Raw genomic sequence first — 17,582 nt, 5'->3', positions numbered from 1 at the left:
CAAGTCGCTGTCGGGGGCGCGACGCCGGTGTATGGTCCGGCTCCGATGTCCGCTCGCTAGTGAGCGCGGAGAAGATTGATGCGCCGTTTCAGCTTTCTGCGCTTCCTGTTGCCCGCGTTCGCGCTCAGCGAGACGACGTGACGCAAGACGCGTTGCGGTCCGTTGCCGGCGGCGGGTTGTTGCACCGGCGAACGCTGCTGCGGCGAGGCCTCGTGTTCGCGGCGGCGACGCCGGCCGCCGTGATCGGCGCCGAGGCCGCTGCCGCCGATGCCGCCGCCAGCGCGCCGGCCGGTCCGCCCGACGCCGCCCTCAGACCCGAGTGGATGCGCGCACCCGGCGCACCCTTCACGCCCTACGGCCAGCCTTCCAAACACGAGCGACAGGTCACGCGGCGCATCAGCGGCAATCGGCTGCTGCCGGGCAACGGCATCGCGCTCACGCCGCTCGACGAACTGGAGGGCATCATCACGCCGACCGGTCTGCATTTCGAGCGCCACCACAACGGTGTGCCCGACATCGACCCGGCGCGCCACGAGCTGCTGATCCACGGCCGCGTCAAGCAGCCGCTCGGTTTCAAGGTCGAGGACTTGCTGCGCTACCCGATGCGCTCGCACTTGATCTTCATCGAGTGCGGCGGCAACAGCAACGCGGGCTGGCACCCCGAGCCGATCCAGCGGCCGGTCGGTTCGTTTCACGGCCTCGTTTCCTGCAGCGAATGGACCGGCGTACCGCTGTCCGTGCTGCTCGCCGAGGCGGGCGTGGACCCACAAGCGTCATGGGGCGTGGCCGAGGGCGCCGATGCCTTTGCGATGAACATCAGCCTGCCCCTGGCCAAACTGATGGACGACTGCATCGTCGCGCTCTATCAAAACGGTGAGCGCATCCGGCCCGAGAACGGCTATCCCATGCGCCTGGTCGTGCCCGGCTGGGAAGGGGTGCTCAACGTCAAGTGGCTGCGCAGCATCGAGCTGGCCGACCAAGCGGTGATGGCGCGCAACGAAACGGCCAAATACACCGAACTGCTGCCGAGCGGCAAGGCACGCCAGTTCACCTTCATGATGGACGCCAAGTCGCTGATCACCTCACCCTCGCACGGCTACCGCATGAAGGGGCCGAACCTCTATGAGATCACCGGCCTGGCGTGGAGCGGGCGGGGGCGCATCAAGCGCGTCGACGTGTCGGCGGACGGCGGGCGCACCTGGGCCCAGGCGGCTCTGCAAGACCCGGTGCTGCCGCGCTGCATGACGCGCTTTCGCGCGCCGTGGAAGTGGGACGGCAAGCCGGTCGTACTCAAGAGCCGCGCGATCGACGAGACCGGCTACGTGCAGCCCGAACGCACCGCGCTGCTCGCGCAGCGCGGCACCAACGGCTACTTCCACTACAACGCCATCGTGTCCTGGGCCATCGACGAGGACGGCCAGGTGCGGCATGTATATGCGTGAGTCGGCGCGGCGGCTGGGGGCAGCAGGGCTCGGCCTGGCGTTCGCGCTCGCCCATGTCGCGCTGGCCGCCGAGCCGGCCGGGCCGCGCCTGGGCAAGCCGGTCAGCGCCGAAGAGGCGGCGCGCGCGAGCCTCAACGTCTTCCCCGACGGCCGCGGCTTGCCGCCGGGGCGCGGCAATGCGGTGGAGGGCGCGGCACTGTTCGCAAAGCACTGCGCGGTGTGCCACGGCGCGGCCGGCCGCGGCGCTTCGGCGGAGGAGCTGGCGGGCGGCTCCGAGCCGCTCACCAGCGCATTTCCCGACAAGACCATCGGCCTGTACTGGCCGTATGCGACGACGCTGTTCGACGTGACGCGCCGCTCCATGCCGATGTTCGCGCCCGGGTCGCTCTCGGCCGACGAGGTCTACGCCGTGACCGCCTACCTGCTGTCGGCCAATGGCGTGATCGGCGAGCGCGACGAGATGAACGCGAGCACCCTGCCCAAGGTGCGCATGCCCAACCGCGACGGCTTCATCGGCATCGACGCCAAGCTGCCGCGCCGAGCTTCCAAGGACAGACATTGAGCCGTAAACACGGCGACCTGCAGAGTGACTGAATGAATATGCAGTCACCCGCAAGCCCCTGCGAAAGCCTTGTCACGCCGCCGGGAGCGCGCCGACCATCGCACGCGCCCGCCCGCCGGCCTTGGCTTCGTACAGCTTTGCGTCGGCCAATGCCAGCAAGTCCGCAGCCGTGTAGGTCGAAGCCGGGCCCGGGCCCTTGACGGCCACGCCCAGGCTCACCGTCACCACGTCGCTGGCGCCGGAGGAGGGGTGCGGTAGCTTCAGCGCCCGCACCGCGCCCTCGAGTTGCTGCGCGATGCTGAGCGCGCCTGGCAGCCCGGTTTCCGGCAGCACGCAGGCGAACTCCTCGCCGCCGTAGCGCGCGAGCAGATCGCCCGGCCGCCTCAGGGTGCCCGCGAGCGTTGCCGCCACGAGGCGCAAACAGTCGTCGCCTGTTTGATGGCCGTGGTCGTCGTTGAAGCGCTTGAAAAAGTCCACATCGATCATCACCAGCGTCAAATCATTGCCGTTGCGCTGCGCCCGCCGCCATTCGCTGCCAAAGCGCACGTCGAAGTGGCGCCGGTTTGCCACGCCGGTCAGGCCGTCGACGAAGGCCAATTGGCGCAGCAGGTCGGATTGCGACTTCAGCGTGAGGTGCGTCTTCACGCGTGCGCGCACCACTTTCGGGTTGATCGGCTTGGTAATGAAGTCCACGGCGCCGACGTCCAGGCCCTGCGTCTCGGCCGCCTCGTCGCCGTGGGAGGTGACGAAGATCACCGGGATGTCGCGCGTCGTCGCGTCGGCCTTGAGCCGCATGCAGACCTCGTAGCCGTCCATGCCGGGCATGACGACGTCCAGCAGCACCAGGTCGGGCTGCTGGTCGCGGCACACGGCCAGGGCCTGCTCGCCACTGGTGGCCATGAAGACCCGGTGGTCACCCTGGAAGATCTGGAACAGTGCCTGGATATTGGCCGGATGGTCGTCGACCACCAGCAGCTTGGCAACGAGCGCTGGGCCGCCCAGCGGCGGCAGCGGAGCGAAGTCGGTGGCGTTCATGGCGTCAAGCTCGCAAAGTCTTCGATCAATGATCGGCAGTGCGCTGCCGCTTGCGCAAAGTCCAGCGCGGCCATCGCCTCGTCCAGCGGCTGCAGCGCCTGCTTCAGATGCGCCGCCTGGGACTGCAGTTGCGCATGCATTTCCAGCGCGCGCATGTCGGCCTGGTTCAGCAGTCCGGCCAGCTCGCCGAGCTGGTGTCGCAGCGTGCGGGCGTCGAAGGCTGGTTGCGGCGCGGGCGGTGCCGCATTCAGGGTGGCCCCCAAGGCCGCTGCGAGCGGCGCCAACGCGGCCAGCGCGGTGGCCGCCTGCGCTTCGATCTGCGCGACCAGACCGTCGAGCGGGTCCGGCGCGGTGGCGCTCGCGATGCGCCTTTCGGCGTCGCCCGTTGCGCGCGCCAGCGCCTGCACGCCGAGCGTGGCCGCCACGCCCTTGAAGGTGTGCATCAGGCGCGCCGCCTCGACGCGCTTGTTTTGGTGGAGCAGCGTGGCCAGTTGCGACGGCATGGCCTGCAGATCCTCGGCAAAGGTGCGCAGCAGGCGCGAGTACACGGCCACGTTGCCGCCCAGGCGAGCCAGCGCGGCGCGCAGCTCGATGTCGGCCTGTTCGGCCAGCCCGAAGACGCTGTCGGGCAACGCTGTCGGCGCCGCCATCGACCGCGGCGACGCGCCGGTCTGCTGGCCGCCATGAGGCTGCAGTGTCGCCACCAGGTGCTCGAGGTTGAAGGGCTTGCCGATGTGGTCGTTCATGCCGGCGGCAAGACACGCTTCGCGGTCGGCCGGCATGGCGTTGGCCGTCATTGCGATGACGGGCAGTTGCGACGGGCCGAAGCGCTGGCGGATTTCGGCGGTGGCGCCGTAGCCGTCCATCACCGGCATCTGGATGTCCATCAACACGACATCGAAGCGGGCCCCCTCGCGCAGCACCGCGTCCACGCCTTCGCGCCCGTTGTTGGCGAGCGTGACGGTGGCGCCTTCGCTGCTCAACAGTTCGTCGGCCACCTGTCGGTTGATGGCGTTGTCTTCCACCACGAGGACGCGCAGACCGGCGAGCCGGGCCGGGCCGCTGACGGCCGAGCGGCGCGAAAGATGCGGCCGGCCGGCATCGGCGCGGGCGTTCGTCAGCGCATCGAACAGCATCGAGGCGGTGACCGGCTTGACCAGGAAGCCGTCGAGCGCGGCCTGCTCCGTGGCGCTGCGCAGGGCGAGCATCTCGCGGCCGTAGGCGGTGACCATCACCACCAGCGGTGCCGCATGCTTGCCTGGAAGTTCGCGCATGCGCTGGCTGGTCTCCCAACCGTCGATGCCCGGCATCTGCCAGTCGATGAAAACGGCCTCGTAGGGCGCCGCGCTGGCCCGCGCCTGCATCATGGCAAGGGCTTGGGCGCCGTCGGCGGCCAGGCTGACCTGCCAGCCCAGCGACTGCCCCATGTTCGCCATGACCTCGCGCGCGGTGGCGTTGTCGTCGACGATCAATACCCGCAGGGGCGCCGCACCGTCGGGCTGCGAGGGCGGGGGAGCGGACGCATCGGCGAGCGGCAGCCTCAGCTTGAAGTGAAAGCGGCTGCCGACACCGAGCGTGCTGTCGAGCGCGAGCTCGCCACCCATCAATGCCACCAACCGCTTGCAGATGGACAGCCCCAGGCCGGTGCCGCCGAAGCGACGCGTGGTCGAGGCCTCGGCCTGCGAGAAACCGTCGAACACATGCGCCTGGTGCTCGGCCGCAATGCCGATGCCGCTGTCCTGCACGGCGAACTCGAGCGTCACATCGGACGCGCTGCGTTCGATCACGCGCAGCCGCACCACCACCTCGCCCTGGCCGGTGAACTTGATGGCGTTACCGCCCAGATTGATGAGCACCTGCTGCAATCGCATGCCGTCGCCCACTAGCTCGCGGGGCAGCGCGGGGTCGATGTCGAACAGCACTTCGACTGGTTTCTGGCCGACGTTGGTCGACAGGATCACCGACAGGTCACGCAGCAGCTGGTCGACGCGAAACGGGTGCGGGTCCAGCACCATCTTGCCGGCTTCGACCTTGGAGAAATCGAGGATGTCGTTGAGCAGACCGAGCAGGGAGCGCGCGGCGCCCTCGGTCTTGCCGGCGTAGTCGAGCTGCCTGGGCGTGAGCGCCGTCTTTTGCAGCAGCGCCAGCATGCCGAGGATGGCGTTCATCGGCGTGCGGATCTCGTGGCTCATGTTGGCCAGGAACTGGCTCTTGGCCACGTTGGCCGCTTCGGCGCGGTGCATGGCCTGGCGCAGGGACTCCTCATGCTCCTTTTGGCGTGTCACGTCGTGCGCCACGCCCAGGTAGCCCGAGACTTCGCCCGCTTCGGTGCGTGTCGCGGTGACCACCATCGACACTGTCAGGCGGCTGCCGTCCTTGCGCACGAACGTCCACTCGCGCTGCTCGCCCAGCAGCTCCGCGGCGAGCAGCACCGCGGGGCCCCGTATCGGTCGGCCGAATTTGAGGCTGGCTTCGGCGCTGCGCACGGCGACCTCGGTGGCATCGGCAAACAAGGCCGGCGTGTGCCGGTCCAGCACCTCGTCGGCCGCGTAGCCGAGCATGCGCTCGGCGCCCTTGTTGAAGACCGAGATCTTGAGGTCGCGGCCGGTGGCGATAACCGCGACTTCCGAGGCCGCGTCGAGCACCGATCGAAGCAGGGCGGTCGTGCCCTGCAGTGTCGCTTCGGTGCGCTTGCGCTCGGTGACGTCGGTGTAGGTGGTGACGAAGCCGCCACCCGGCATGGGGGCGCCGCGGATCTCGAGTGCGATGCCGTTGGGTCGCTGGCGCTCGAAGCGGTGCGCCGTCGGCGCACGGGCGCGGGCTACCGCCTGGCTGACGATCTGCTCGACATCGCCCGGGCCGTACTCGCCGCGGCGCGCGTTGTGGTCGATGATGCTGGCGAAGGTGGTGACAGGCGCTGCGAACAGGGCGTCGGGCAGTTCGAGCAGGCTCTTGAACTGCTCGTTGTGCGACACCAGTTCCAGCTGGCTGTTGAAGACGCTCAGGCCGCAGGGCAGGTTGTCGAGGGTGCTGCGCTTGACCGCATCGCTGTGCCGCAGCTCCGCCTCCATGGCGCGGCGTGCCGTGACGTCCTGCAGGGCGCCCACCAGCCTGACCGGGCGGCCGTCCTCGTACTCGACTTCGCCGAGCGCGCGCACCCAGAGGGCCCGCCCTTTGGCGGTGACGAGCGGCAGTTCAAGGTCCCAGGGCGTGCCGCGCGCCATGGCCTCTTGCACGGCATGCTCGATGACAGGACGCGCTTCGGGCGAGAAGAAGCCGATGGCCTCGTCCAACCGCGGAACATGCCCGACTGGCATCTCGCAGATGCGGCAGAGCTCATCGGTCCATACGAGCGCCTCGTTCGCGATTTCGAGCTGCCAACCGCCCAGACCCGTCAGCCGCCCGGCCCGGTCGAGGAAGACACGGCTGGCGTGCAACTGCGCTTCAGCTTGCTTGCGCGCGCTGATGTCCATCTGCGTGCCGGCCATCCACTCCGGTCGGCCATCGGGCGTCCATGACGAGACGCGACCACGGTCGAGCACCCAGATCCAATGACCGGCGCGGTGACGCATCCGTCCCTCGAATTCGTAGTACGCGACTTCGCCGCTGAAATGCTTGTCGAGCAGCTTGCCGGCACGCGACACGTCGCCGGGGTGTATGTGATCCAGCCACGTCTGGCTGCTCACCGGCTCGAGTTCGCGCAAGGTCCAGCCGATCATGTCGGCCCAGCGATCGTTGCAGCGGTATTCCCCCGTTTGCACATTCCATTCCCAGGTGCCGACGTTGGTGCCCTCGAGGATGCTGGCCAGTCGCGCGCGTTCCTGCACCAGCAACTGCGCCGCTTGCTTGCTCTGGCTGATGTCCGACTCGATCGCCATGAAGCCGGCGAGGTCGCCCCGCGCGTCGCGCAGCGGCTGGACTTCGATGTCGAGCCAGTAGGGCTGGCCGCTCTTGCCGCGGTCCAGCAGTTCGCCCTTGAAGTCGGTGCCCGCGCCGAGCGCTGCGCGCAGCCGCTCCAGCGTCGCCTCGTCGTTGGGCTCGGACGGCAGCATCGCGCCCGCAGGTCGACGCAGGGCTTCCTCGAAGCTGTAGCCGCTGATGCGCGAGTAGCCTTCGTTGACCCAGGTGATCCTGCCTCGCGCATCGGTGATGACCACGGCGTTGGAGGTGCGCTGCGCCACCTTGGCGAGGCGGTCGAGGTCGGCCGTCATGGCCTGGGCCAGCCGCAGCGCACGTGCGCGTCCCGCGACGAGCAACCAGGCCGTCAGCGCCAGCAAGACGCTGATCAGCATGCCCCCGGCACCCAGCCCGACGGGGGTGGAGCGACTCACGCCGGCATCGAAGAGCGGCGTCGATGCGACCCGCAACGTCAGGGCGCGTCCGCCGATGACGAGCGCGTGAGACGTCGTGAACAGCGGATTCGCCGAGGCGACAGCGCTGCCGGGGGCTCGCGGCGATGCCTCTGGAGATCCGGTGGTGTCGAAGATCAGGTTGCCTGGCACGTTGTCGGCGCCGTCGAACAACCGGAAGTCGACCTGTCGATGGTCGGTTTCGGCCGCACCCGACAGGATCTCGGCCACGACGATGGGCGAATACAGCAAGCCGCGCAGGGCCTTGCGCCGCTGCGCCGGCGTGGTCGGATCGCTGCGATCGCGAAACACCGGAACGAGGTAGACAAAGCCCGCGCCCTGTCGGCCATCCTGCGCCAGGGTGATGTGCCCGGACAGTGTGGGTTCGCCGCTGTCGGCCGCTCGGTCGATGGCTTCGCGGCGCACGGCTTCGGAGCCGAGGTCAAAGCCCCAGGCCGGGTAGTTCTGCGACAGCGGCTCGATGAACTTGACGACATACAGATCGGCGGCGTTGCCGCTGGTGCGCACCGCAAAGCGCGGCGCGTCGTCGGCGCGTTCGGCGGCGATGAAGTCGTCCAGCTCCTCGCGCAGCACGCGTTGCGCGAAACCGAAGCCGCGCACGCCGGGAAACTCCACCGGCAGGTCGCGCGATTCGACGTAGGCGCGGAATTCTGCGCGGTTCACGTGCGGGTCGGCCGCATAGACGCCGCGTGCTCCCTTGATGCCGTAGACCGGTGTGTTGAATCGCCGTGTGATCTCGGCAAGCACGCGCTCGCCTTGCTGATCGAAGCGAATGCGCGCCTCCGACTCGACGCTGCGCTGCTGCCACAGGACCGCCGCAGCCGTGAGCATGAGTCCGAGCCCCAGCACCGCAGCGGCCGCGGCGAAGGCCGCGCGCCGGGGCCCGAACTGGAGCGCGAGCCTGGCCTGCAACCGAGGCAGAAGACGATGTTCGTTTGATCCGTTTTTCATGGACGGCCCTGTCAGTGCCCGGACTTGCTGCGCCCGCCGCAGCGGGCGCAGCAAGCTTGGCGGCTCGCGCCCTGGGTGTGGGCCGATTGTCCGCGCCGTGCCGGCAGGAACTGCGTGGCCGGGCGCGGATTAGCCGGCTTTTCGCACGAGTGGCGAGTGCAGATGACGCCGTGATGGTCGCGATGGCTTGCGCGGCTCGCGTCGGGGGAGGGTGCAGCCGACGACGAGTTCACGTTGACCGTCACGTCGGGCATCACCGGCAAGCGCGAGCGAGCCGCCGGCCGTGTTGCGTTCCACGACGAGGTCTCGGCGAATGCTGCGTCATGCAGAATTCGCACGGGACGTTGACGAGGCGACGATGCGGCTTGCGATCTGGGGACTCGGCGTGGCGTGTCCGGCTGGCGTTGTGAGCATGCTGGTGGCGTGCGCGGCCTACGGCCCGGCGGGCTTGCCGGTGGGGTCGAGCAGCGCACGCGCAATCGAGCGCCTTGGCACCCCGAGTGGCCGCTACGAGAACGCCGACCGCAGCAAGCGCCTGGAGTTTGCGCGCGGCCCGATGGGACGCCACACCTACATGCTGGACTTCGACGCCGACGATCGTTTGGTGCGCGCCGAGCAGGTGCTGACCGAGCGCAATTTCCACGACCTGCAGATCGGCATGGCGCAGGGCGAGGTTCTCAGGCGCGTCGGTCGACCGTCGGACGTGAGCTTTCTGTCACGACAGCGGCACCAGCTCTGGTCCTACCGCTACGAGACGCCGTTTTGCATCTGGTTTCAGGTCAGCATCGATACCGCCGGCCGGGTTGCAGAGCTTGGCCACAACACCGATCCGCTGTGCGACGCTCGGGACGACCGTCAGTGAGCATCGGCGCTCAGGCAGTCGCTGATGCGCCCATGCTCGCGCTGTACGGCATACCGAACTGCGACACGGTGAAGAAGGCGCGTGGCTGGCTCGATGCCACGGCCGTCCCTTATCGCTTTCACGACTTCAAGAAGACCGGCGTGCCACCGGACGCCTTGTCGCGCTGGATCGGCCAGCTGGGTTGGGAGGCGCTGCTCAATCGCAAGGGATCCACCTGGCGCGGGCTCGACGAGACGCTGCGCGTGGGCGTCGTCGATCAAGTCAGCGCAGAACGCCTGTTGCAGGCGCATCCGTCCTTGATCAAGCGCCCGGTCGTCGAATGGCCAGCGGGCGAAGTGACGGTCGGCTTCGATCCCGGCCGCTTCGCCGAGGCCTTGTCGAACTAGAGGACCGCCTGCAGCGCTTTGGTGCGCGTGCCACCAGAAGAAAGGCTGGCCGCAGCCATTGCTTGATGCGCCACGCCGGCGCGTTCACCGCACCAAAGCAAGGCCCGATACTCGCCACCCGGCACGCTGCCGCGCCGCACTGGTGCGGGCGATTGAAGCGGTTTTCCACCAACAACGATCGGAGGGGTCAATGGATCAGGTCAAGCAGGGCACCGATGCCTTGTTCATCTTGCTGGGCGCCGTCATGGTGCTGGCCATGCACGCAGGATTCGCGTTTCTGGAACTCGGCACGGTGCGCGCAAAGAACCAGGTCAATGCCCTGGTCAAGATCCTGGTCGACTTCGCGGTCTCGACGGTGGTCTATTTCTTCATTGGATACACCGTTGCCTACGGGGTCGACTTCTTCGTCGGCGCTCCGGCGCTGGCGGCCAAGAACGGCTACGAGCTGGTGAAGTTTTTCTTCCTGCTCACCTTTGCCGCGGCCATACCGGCCATTGTCTCGGGCGGCATCGCCGAGCGGGCGCGCTTCGGGCCGCAACTCATCGCCACGGCAGCGCTGGTCGGCCTGATCTACCCGCTGTTCGAGGGCGCCGTATGGGGCGGCCGTTTCGGCTTGCAGGGCTGGATCGAAGCGACCACCGGCGCGCCATTCCACGACTTCGCCGGCAGCGTGGTGGTGCATGCGGTGGGCGGCTGGATCGGCCTGGCCGCCGTGCTGCTGCTCGGTGCGCGCAGCAACCGCTACCGCAAGGACGGCGCCATCAGCGCGCACCCGCCCTCGAGCATTCCCTTCCTCTCGCTCGGCGCCTGGGTGCTGGCGGTGGGCTGGTTCGGCTTCAACGTGATGAGCGCGCAGACCATCGACAAGATCTCCGGCTTGGTGGCCGTCAACTCGCTCATGGCGATGGCGGGCGGCACCCTGGTGGCGGTGATCCTGGGCAAGAACGACCCGGGCTTTGCCTACAACGGACCACTTGCCGGCCTGGTGGCGGTGTGTGCCGGCTCCGACGTGATGCACCCCGCAGGCGCGTTGGTGGTGGGCGGCGTGGCGGGCGCGGTGTTCGTCTGCATGTTCACGCTCACGCAAAACCGCTGGAAGATCGACGACGTGCTCGGCGTGTGGCCGCTGCACGGCCTGTGCGGCGCCTGGGGCGGCATCGCCTGCGGCATCTTCGGCAGCGAGGCGCTCGGCGGCCTGGGGGGTGTGAGCCTTTCCGCGCAGGCACTCGGCACCGCCATCGGCGTGCTGTGGGCGCTGCTCGGCGGCTTTGCGGTCTATGGCCTGCTGCGCATGACCATCGGCCTGCGCATGTCGCAGGAAGAAGAGCACAACGGCGCCGACCTGTCCATTCACCGTATCGGCTCGACGCCGGACCGCGAAGTCAGCTGGTAGCTCGGCTCCCCCCGCTGAAGGAGCTGGTGGTGCAGGCTCCCTCCCCCGCTGGGGGAGGGCTGGGGGCGAGCCGGCAGGCGTCTGGCCGGGCGAGTGCGTTGCCCCCATCCCAACCTTCCCCCAGAGGCGCAAGGCGCCGGACGGATCCTTCCCGCACAGGGGAAAGAGCCGCGCGACCGGGCTCGCTCAGGCAGCCAGCAGCTGCCGCAGCACGAACGGAAGAATGCCGCCGTGCTTGTAGTAGTCGACCTCGATCGGCGTGTCGATGCGCAGGATGAGCTTGGCTTCCTTGCGGCTGCCGTCGGCGCGCGTGATCACCAGGGTGGCTTCGCTCTGTGGCTTGATGTCCGCACCCAGCTTGATGTCGATGCGTTCGTCACCCTCGAGACCCAGGCTTTCCCAACCCTGACCCGGCTTGAACTGCAGCGGCAGCACGCCCATGCCCACGAGGTTGCTGCGATGGATGCGCTCGAAGCTCTTGGCCACCACCGCCTTGATGCCCAGCAGCTGCGTGCCCTTGGCGGCCCAGTCGCGCGATGAGCCGGTGCCGTACTCCTCGCCAGCGAAGATGACGGTGGCAACACCGGCGTCGATGTACTTCATGCCCGCGTCGTAGATCGCGAGTTTTTCGCCTTGCTGCGGGCCGTCCTGCTGGTAGAGCGTGTAGCCGCCTTCTTCGCGCGAGCCGTCGGGTCGCGCCGGCAGCATGAGGTTCTTGATGCGCACGTTGGCGAAGGTGCCGCGCATCATCACTTCGTGGTTGCCGCGGCGCGAGCCGTAGCTGTTGAAGTCGGCCTTGAGCACGCCATGCTCGAGCAGGTACTTGCCCGCCGGCGTGGTGTCCTTGAACGAGCCTGCGGGCGAAATGTGGTCGGTGGTGATCGAGTCCCCGAACAGGCCCATGATGCGCGCGCCCGCAACGCCCACCGCAGCGGCGCCGGGCTGCATGGTGAAGTCCTGGAAGAACGGCGGCTCGGCGATGTAGGTGCTGGTGGGCCAGGTGTAGACGTTGCCGCTCACGCCCTGGATCTGTTGCCACAGTTCGCCCGGGTCGCTCTTGACCTTGTCGTAGTTTTTCTTGAAGGCCGCGCCGTCCATCGCGAACTTCATCAGCGCATGCACCTCCTCGCTCGACGGCCATATATCGCCGAGGTAGACGTCGCGCCCGCCCGTGCCCTGGCCGACCGGCTCGCTCATCAGGTCGCGCTGCACGTTTCCGGCAATTGCATAGGCAACCACCAGCGGCGGCGAAGCGAGGAAGTTGGCCTTGAGATTGGGGTGGATGCGCGCCTCGAAGTTGCGGTTGCCCGACAGCACTGCCGCGCACACGAGATCGTTCTTCGTGATCGCCTCGTTGATCTCGGGCGTGAGGTCGCCGGAATTGCCGATGCAAGTGGTGCAGCCGTAGCCGGCCAGGTAGAAGCCGAGCCGCTCCAGGTAGGGCAGCAGGCCGGCTTTGCCGAGGTATTCGGTGACGATGCGCGAGCCCGGCGCGAGCGAAGTCTTCACGTGCTTCTTGACCGTGAGCCCGGCCTCGACCGCCTTCTTGGCCAAGAGGCCCGCGGCCAGCAACACGCCGGGGTTGCTGGTGTTGGTGCAAGAGGTGATGGCGGCGATGAGCACGTCGCCGTTCCTGATTTCGAGGCCGTCGCTGGTCGTGAAGCTCTGCGTGAGCTTGGCGGCCGGCTGGTTGAATCCGTCCTCGGCTGGCGGCTTGGAAAACAGCGCGCCGAACTGCTTCTTGACGTTGCCGAGTTCGATGCGGTCTTGCGGGCGCCTGGGGCCCGACAGCGAGGGCGCCACCTTGCCGAGGTCGAGCTTGACCACCGAGCTGTAGTCGATGTCGCCGGCCTTGGGCACGCCGTAGAGGCCTTGTGCCTTGAAGTAGCTCGAGAAGGCTTCGATCTCGGCCGGGGTGCGGCCGGTGCCTTCGAAGTAGGCAATGGTTTTTTCGTCGACCGGGAAGAAGCCCATCGTCGCGCCGTACTCGGGCGCCATGTTGGCGATGGTGGCGCGGTCGGGCAGGGCGAGGGTGCGCGTGCCTTCGCCGTAGAACTCGACGAACTTGCCCACCACCTTGGCCTTGCGCAGGATCTCGGTGACGGTGAGCACCAGGTCGGTGGCGGTGACTCCTTCGCGCAGCTTGCCGGTGAGCTCGAAGCCGACCACATCGGGCGTCAGGAAGTACACCGGCTGGCCCAGCATGCCGGCCTCGGCTTCGATGCCACCGACGCCCCAGCCGACCACGCCGATGCCGTTGATCATGGTGGTGTGGCTGTCGGTGCCGACCAGGGTGTCGGGGTAGTAGACGTTGTCGGCGCGTTTGTGAACGCCGCGCGCCAGGTACTCGAGGTTGACTTGGTGAACGATGCCGAAACCGGGCGGCACGACGCCGAAGGTGTCGAATGCGCCCATGCCCCACTTCATGAACTGGTAGCGCTCCTGGTTGCGCGAGAACTCCAGCTTCATGTTGAGGTCCAGCGAGTCCTTGCCGCCGAAGTGATCGATCATCACCGAGTGGTCGACCACCAGGTCCACCGGCACCAGCGGCTCGATCGCCTTGGGGTTCTTGCCCATGCGGGCGGCCACGTTGCGCATCGCGGCCAGGTCGGCCAGCAGCGGCACGCCGGTGAAGTCTTGCAGCACCACGCGCGAGACGATGAACGGGATCTCGTCGGTGCGCGCCGCGTTGGGCTTCCAGTTGGCAAGCTGCTCCACATGCTCGGCGGTGACCTTCTTGCCGTCGCAGTTGCGCAGCACGCTCTCCAGCACGATGCGCACCGACACCGGCAGGCGCTTGACGGCAGGAAAGCGCTTGGCCAGCTCGGGCAGCGAATAGAACTGGCCCGACGCGCCGGACGCGGTCGAGAAGTTCTTGAGAGTCTTGGGGAAGGCGTGTGCGGTGGCCATGCGGACCTCGAAGGTGAGTTGGATGAGCGAGACGAAACGATGTGTCGATCAGGGCGTGGTCGTGGTCGGGACGATGACCTTGAGCCCTTTGAAATAGTCGCGGAAAAAGCCGCCATCGCGCGTGATGAGACCGTTGCACTGCAAGAGCGCGTGGGCGCCGACGATGAAGTCCGGCACCGTGCGTTGCCGCCCGCCGCCGCGGCCACGATAGCGGCGCTGCATTTCGCCCGCGCGCACGGCCGACTTTTGTTCAACGGCGCTGTAGGCGATGCCCATGTCCTCGAGCACCTGGATGGCGCGGTCGCCATCGCGCAGCGAACTGCAGACTTCGGCGACGACGACATCGCAAACGACCACCGATCCGCGCGACAGGGCTTCGCGCAGCGCCGCCTCGGCCGTATCGGCCGCCGGGCTCTCGCTGAGCAGGTCGATCAGGACGGAAGAATCGATGGCGATCATCGGGCGGCCGCCGCGCTCACAGGTCGACCGGGTCGCCCGGTGCGCGGCCGCGGATGGCGCGCATCGCCTCGTCGACCGAGGCAAAGCCGTCGAGCTTGAACTTGCCGCGCGCACGCGAAATCATGTCGTCGACGTTCTTGCGCAGGATGATGCGACCGCCGTCGAGTTCGACCTTGAGCTGGGTGCCTTTGACCAGTCCGAGGGCGTCGCGCACCGCCTTGGGCAGCGTGATCTGGCCGCGTTCGGCAACGATGGCTTCCATGCGCGTTCCTGGTTCAGCAATTTAGCAAGTATGTACGAATTCTACATACTGACGCCCGCATGTTCAACCCGTTTGCCTCGATTTGTCCGTGCCATGAAAAACGGCGCCCCGCGGGCGCCGTTGGCTCTGCTGGCGCCGCTTCAGCGGATCGCGCCGCCTGCGGCTTGCGCCGTGGACGCGGAGCGCTGCTGCGCGTGCATGCAGCCATCGACCATGCGCTGGCCCGCCTTCTGATTCATCATCATTGACTTGACCGGAATCTGCAGCCAGACGACGCCGTTCCTCTTGTCTTCCAGGCGCACCGCGCCGGTGGTGGTTTCCTGTGGCGTCATCACGTAGGCGGCCTTGTTGAAGCCCACCTTGAAGTGACCGGGGCGGTCCTGCATGGCGTCGACGCTCACCGTCTGGTTGAACTCACACTGCGCCGTGCCGGTGAACACGCGGTTGGCGATCTCGAGCTGGTTGGCACTGATGGTCTCGGTCACTTCGGTCGCGAGCGCCAGGCCCTTGGCCTGCGATTGCAGGTCCTTGCGTGACGCGGACACGGGCTGCTGACTGGTCGGTTTGGCGGCTGGCTTGGTCGGCGCGCTGGCGGTTTCAGCCCGGGCAGTCAGGCCGACGCCGACAAGGCCAGCGGTCAGCAGGGACAAGGCAAGAACGGTGATGCGGCTCATGGAGGCTCCGTGCAGGAATATGGAAGCCCGATTCTCGAACCCGACCGCAGGCGATGCGTTGCAAGTTGCATCGAGCTGCCGTGAAAAACACGCACGATGCGCGCGATGAACCCCAGGCTTCATGGCGGGCGAGGCGAGCGACCTTGCCTCGCCGCGCGCGGCCCTCACGCTCATCACGACTTGCAGGCGTCAGCATGCACGACATCACGAAAGTGGCCGCGCTTGCCAACACTTGCACTGCGTTGGGAGGCGGCGACACGAGCGCGGGCGTTCTGGCGTTCTGGCGTTCTGGCGTTCTGGCGTTTTAGCCCACGTCTGGCGCAGGCGCAGATTGGCTCGCGGCCTTGCATGACGTCGGGGCGGTGCAAATCCGCGGGCGGGCGGTCGTCTGCGTTCCGGCGCAGCGAAGACCGCCGCAGTAAAGCGGAGCACGCCGCCCGGCCACGGCTTTACGCCCCCGCAACCTTATGCAAGGCAGCGCCCGATTGCATCAAGGCGCGCCGCCGGCCTTCCCGGGCCATCGTCTCCAAATCCGCTCAGCGGCCCTTGCACGCACCGATGGCCGCGCCGGTGTGCTCGCCTCCCCGGCCATCGTCTAAAGCCTCTCGGCCGCTTCTTCGCCGGCCATGGCGAAGAAGCGCACCCGCGCCTGGGCCGGCAGCGGTTGCCCGGTACGCTCGGCACGTTCGAGCAGGTGCCAGTGGTAGCGGTAGCTGGCGCGGTCCTGCAGCACGCCGTGGTGTGCGGTGGGCGCCCAGTCGGCGGCCTGCGCTGCCAGCAGGATGTCGAGCGCGGTGTCGATCTCGGCGGCGTCGGGCGAGAACGCGTCGATGATCGGTTGCAGCTGGTTGGGGTGGATGCTCCACATGCGCAGATAGCCCAGCTCGCGGGCCGCCCGGCGCGCTGCTTCGGCAACGACATTGGGATCCTTGAACTCGGTCACGACGCAGTGCGAAGGCACCTTGCCGGCCGCATGGCAGGCCGCGGCGATCTCGAGCTTGGCACGCAGCACCAAGGGGTGCGTGAACTGGCCGCTGCCCGCCATGCCGGTGGCGGGAATGGCGCCGTGGTGGGCCGCGACGAAATCCATCAGGCCAAACGAGAGCGACTCGATGCCGGGCAGCGCGGCGATGGCCGCCACTTCGCGCAGCGCGCCGTGGGTTTCGATCAGCGCATGCACCGGCAGTGGCCGCGCCAAGCCCCGCGCGGTGCAGCCGCGCGCGATGGTGGCAAGCGCCGCCTGCAGCTCGGCGGTGTCCGCCACTTTGGGCAGCATCAAGTAGGCGAGGCGGTGGCCGGCGCGCTCGAGCAGTAGCTGCAGCACGTCGGCAAAGCGAGGGTGTTGCAGCGGATGCACGCGCACGCCGACGCGGCCGAAGCGGTTGCCGGCGCCTGACACCAGTTCGGCCACGAGCGCGGCATGCTCGAGCTCGCCGCCCAACGCGGCGCCGTCCTCGAGGTCGAGCGTCACGTCGAACAGGGCGCGGTCGGCCATTTCGGCTTGCAGCGCCAGCGCCTTGCGCATGCGTGGCTCGACACCGGCGTAGTGGTCGCACACCGGCAGGCCGTGGCGGCGCTCGTGCGCGCCGAACAGGGCCTGCAGCGGATGGATCGGCATGCGGTTCACCGACACCGGCACCCGGCCGTGCCTGCGATCAAAGCAGGTGCTTGACGCCGTCCTGCTCTTCCTGCAGCTCCTTGAGCGTCAGGTTGATGCGCTCCTGCGAGAAGGCGTCGATGGCCAGTCCCTGCACGACCTTGTAGCTGCCGCCCTCGGTGGTGACCGGAAAGCCGAACATCACGTCCTTCGGGATGCCGTAGTCGCCGTTGCTTGCCACGCCCATCGTCACCCACTTGCCGTTGCTGCCGAGCGCCCAGTCGCGCATGTGGTCGATGGCGGCGTTGGCGGCCGAAGCAGCCGAAGACAGCCCGCGCGCTTCGATGATGGCGGCACCGCGCTTGCCCACGGTCGGCAGGAACACGTCCTTGTTCCAGACCTGGTCGTTGATCAGGTCCTTGACCGACTCGCCGCCTGCGGTGGCGAAGCGGTAGTCGGCGTACATGGTGGGCGAATGGTTGCCCCACACCGCGAGTTTTTCAATGCTCGCCACCGGCTTGCCAGTCTTGGCAGCCACTTGGCTGGCGGCGCGGTTGTGGTCCAGGCGCAGCATCGCGGTGAAGTTCTCGCGCGGCAGGCTCGGCGCGCTCTTCATGGCGATGTAGGCATTGGTGTTGGCCGGGTTGCCGACCACCAGCACCTTGACCTTGCGGCTGGC

General features: G+C 67.9%; 13 protein-coding genes. 5 read left to right on the top strand and 8 right to left on the bottom strand.

Translation table 11 applies throughout. From position 1 onward, the window contains the following. Nucleotides 1–137: 137 nt before the first annotated feature. Both soxC and RMO12_RS06150 read left to right on the top strand, forming a co-directional pair. Nucleotides 138–1,442, top strand: coding sequence for a sulfite dehydrogenase (gene soxC, locus RMO12_RS06155; protein ID WP_309638617.1), 1,305 nt, complete (start codon nt 138–140; stop codon nt 1,440–1,442). Further along, nucleotides 1,435–2,004, top strand: coding sequence for a c-type cytochrome (locus RMO12_RS06150; protein ID WP_405029626.1), 570 nt, complete (start codon nt 1,435–1,437; stop codon nt 2,002–2,004). The genes soxC and RMO12_RS06150 overlap by 8 nt, the downstream gene beginning before the upstream one ends. Before the next feature lie 72 nt (nt 2,005–2,076). Here RMO12_RS06150 and RMO12_RS06145 read toward each other — a convergent pair whose 3' ends face one another. Both RMO12_RS06145 and RMO12_RS06140 read right to left on the bottom strand, forming a co-directional pair. After that, nucleotides 2,077–3,039, bottom strand: coding sequence for a diguanylate cyclase (locus RMO12_RS06145; RefSeq protein ID WP_309624789.1), 963 nt, complete (start codon nt 3,037–3,039; stop codon nt 2,077–2,079). Then, nucleotides 3,036–8,360 carry a CHASE domain-containing protein gene (locus RMO12_RS06140; protein WP_309638615.1) on the bottom strand — a complete coding sequence of 1,775 codons (5,325 nt, stop codon included), beginning with the start codon at nt 8,358–8,360 and terminating at the stop codon, nt 3,036–3,038. Before RMO12_RS06140 ends, RMO12_RS06145 begins: the two co-directional genes overlap by 4 nt. A gap of 358 nt (nt 8,361–8,718) precedes the next feature. Between RMO12_RS06140 and RMO12_RS06135 the strand changes: the two genes are divergently transcribed. The 3 genes from RMO12_RS06135 (at nt 8,719) to RMO12_RS06125 (ending at nt 11,001) form a co-directional block, all read left to right on the top strand. Then, nucleotides 8,719–9,222, top strand: coding sequence for a hypothetical protein (locus tag RMO12_RS06135; RefSeq protein WP_309638614.1), 504 nt, complete (start codon nt 8,719–8,721; stop codon nt 9,220–9,222). A 32-nt stretch (nt 9,223–9,254) separates the two neighbouring features. Beyond that, on the top strand, nt 9,255–9,608 hold the full coding sequence (locus RMO12_RS06130; protein WP_309638613.1) for an ArsC family reductase: 354 nt from the start codon (nt 9,255–9,257) through the stop codon (nt 9,606–9,608). 190 nt (nt 9,609–9,798) lie between these two features. Beyond that, the gene (locus RMO12_RS06125) at nt 9,799–11,001 is read left to right on the top strand and encodes an ammonium transporter (RefSeq protein WP_309638612.1); all 1,203 of its coding nucleotides are present in this window, start codon (nt 9,799–9,801) and stop codon (nt 10,999–11,001) included. Between the two features lie 186 nt (nt 11,002–11,187). On the opposite strand, the gene acnA is transcribed toward RMO12_RS06125, so the two are convergent. From acnA to RMO12_RS06095, 6 genes are all read right to left on the bottom strand, one after another. Beyond that, entirely contained in the window at nt 11,188–13,911 is a 2,724-nt protein-coding gene (acnA, locus tag RMO12_RS06120) for an aconitate hydratase AcnA (RefSeq protein ID WP_309638611.1), read from the bottom strand. Nucleotides 13,912–13,959: 48 nt separating this feature from the next. Next, on the bottom strand, nt 13,960–14,370 hold the full coding sequence (locus RMO12_RS06115; RefSeq protein WP_309638610.1) for a type II toxin-antitoxin system VapC family toxin: 411 nt from the start codon (nt 14,368–14,370) through the stop codon (nt 13,960–13,962). Between the two features lie 16 nt (nt 14,371–14,386). Beyond that, nucleotides 14,387–14,632, bottom strand: coding sequence for an AbrB/MazE/SpoVT family DNA-binding domain-containing protein (locus RMO12_RS06110; protein WP_309625959.1), 246 nt, complete (start codon nt 14,630–14,632; stop codon nt 14,387–14,389). Nucleotides 14,633–14,772: 140 nt separating this feature from the next. After that, complete coding sequence (locus RMO12_RS06105) at nt 14,773–15,306, bottom strand: hypothetical protein (RefSeq protein WP_309638609.1); 534 nt, start codon at nt 15,304–15,306, stop codon at nt 14,773–14,775. A gap of 595 nt (nt 15,307–15,901) precedes the next feature. After that, nucleotides 15,902–16,924 carry an aldolase/citrate lyase family protein gene (locus tag RMO12_RS06100; RefSeq protein WP_309638608.1) on the bottom strand — a complete coding sequence of 341 codons (1,023 nt, stop codon included), beginning with the start codon at nt 16,922–16,924 and terminating at the stop codon, nt 15,902–15,904. A 37-nt stretch (nt 16,925–16,961) separates the two neighbouring features. Beyond that, nucleotides 16,962–17,582 (bottom strand): malate dehydrogenase (locus RMO12_RS06095; RefSeq protein WP_309638607.1); only part of this gene is annotated, 621 nt, incomplete at its 5' end.

Source organism: Methylibium sp. (genome assembly GCF_031393925.1).
GTDB lineage: Bacteria > Pseudomonadota > Gammaproteobacteria > Burkholderiales > Burkholderiaceae_C > Methylibium.
The sequence above is the reverse complement of the archived record's forward strand: the minus strand, read 5'-3'. Positions and strand labels throughout refer to the sequence as shown.

Excerpts from the sequence above, each read along its gene's own strand:
- RMO12_RS06150 (WP_405029626.1), top strand. The coding sequence starts at position 1,435 with ATGCGTGAGTCGGCGCGGCGGCTGGGGGCAGCAGGGCTCGGCCTGGCG.
- RMO12_RS06145 (WP_309624789.1), bottom strand. The coding sequence starts at position 3,039 with ATGAACGCCACCGACTTCGCTCCGCTGCCGCCGCTGGGCGGCCCAGCG.
- RMO12_RS06140 (WP_309638615.1), bottom strand. The coding sequence starts at position 8,360 with ATGAAAAACGGATCAAACGAACATCGTCTTCTGCCTCGGTTGCAGGCC.
- RMO12_RS06135 (WP_309638614.1), top strand. The coding sequence starts at position 8,719 with ATGCGGCTTGCGATCTGGGGACTCGGCGTGGCGTGTCCGGCTGGCGTT.
- RMO12_RS06130 (WP_309638613.1), top strand. The coding sequence starts at position 9,255 with ATGCTCGCGCTGTACGGCATACCGAACTGCGACACGGTGAAGAAGGCG.
- RMO12_RS06125 (WP_309638612.1), top strand. The coding sequence starts at position 9,799 with ATGGATCAGGTCAAGCAGGGCACCGATGCCTTGTTCATCTTGCTGGGC.
- acnA (WP_309638611.1), bottom strand. The coding sequence starts at position 13,911 with ATGGCCACCGCACACGCCTTCCCCAAGACTCTCAAGAACTTCTCGACC.
- RMO12_RS06115 (WP_309638610.1), bottom strand. The coding sequence starts at position 14,370 with ATGATCGCCATCGATTCTTCCGTCCTGATCGACCTGCTCAGCGAGAGC.
- RMO12_RS06110 (WP_309625959.1), bottom strand. The coding sequence starts at position 14,632 with ATGGAAGCCATCGTTGCCGAACGCGGCCAGATCACGCTGCCCAAGGCG.
- RMO12_RS06105 (WP_309638609.1), bottom strand. The coding sequence starts at position 15,306 with ATGAGCCGCATCACCGTTCTTGCCTTGTCCCTGCTGACCGCTGGCCTT.
- RMO12_RS06100 (WP_309638608.1), bottom strand. The coding sequence starts at position 16,924 with ATGCCGATCCATCCGCTGCAGGCCCTGTTCGGCGCGCACGAGCGCCGC.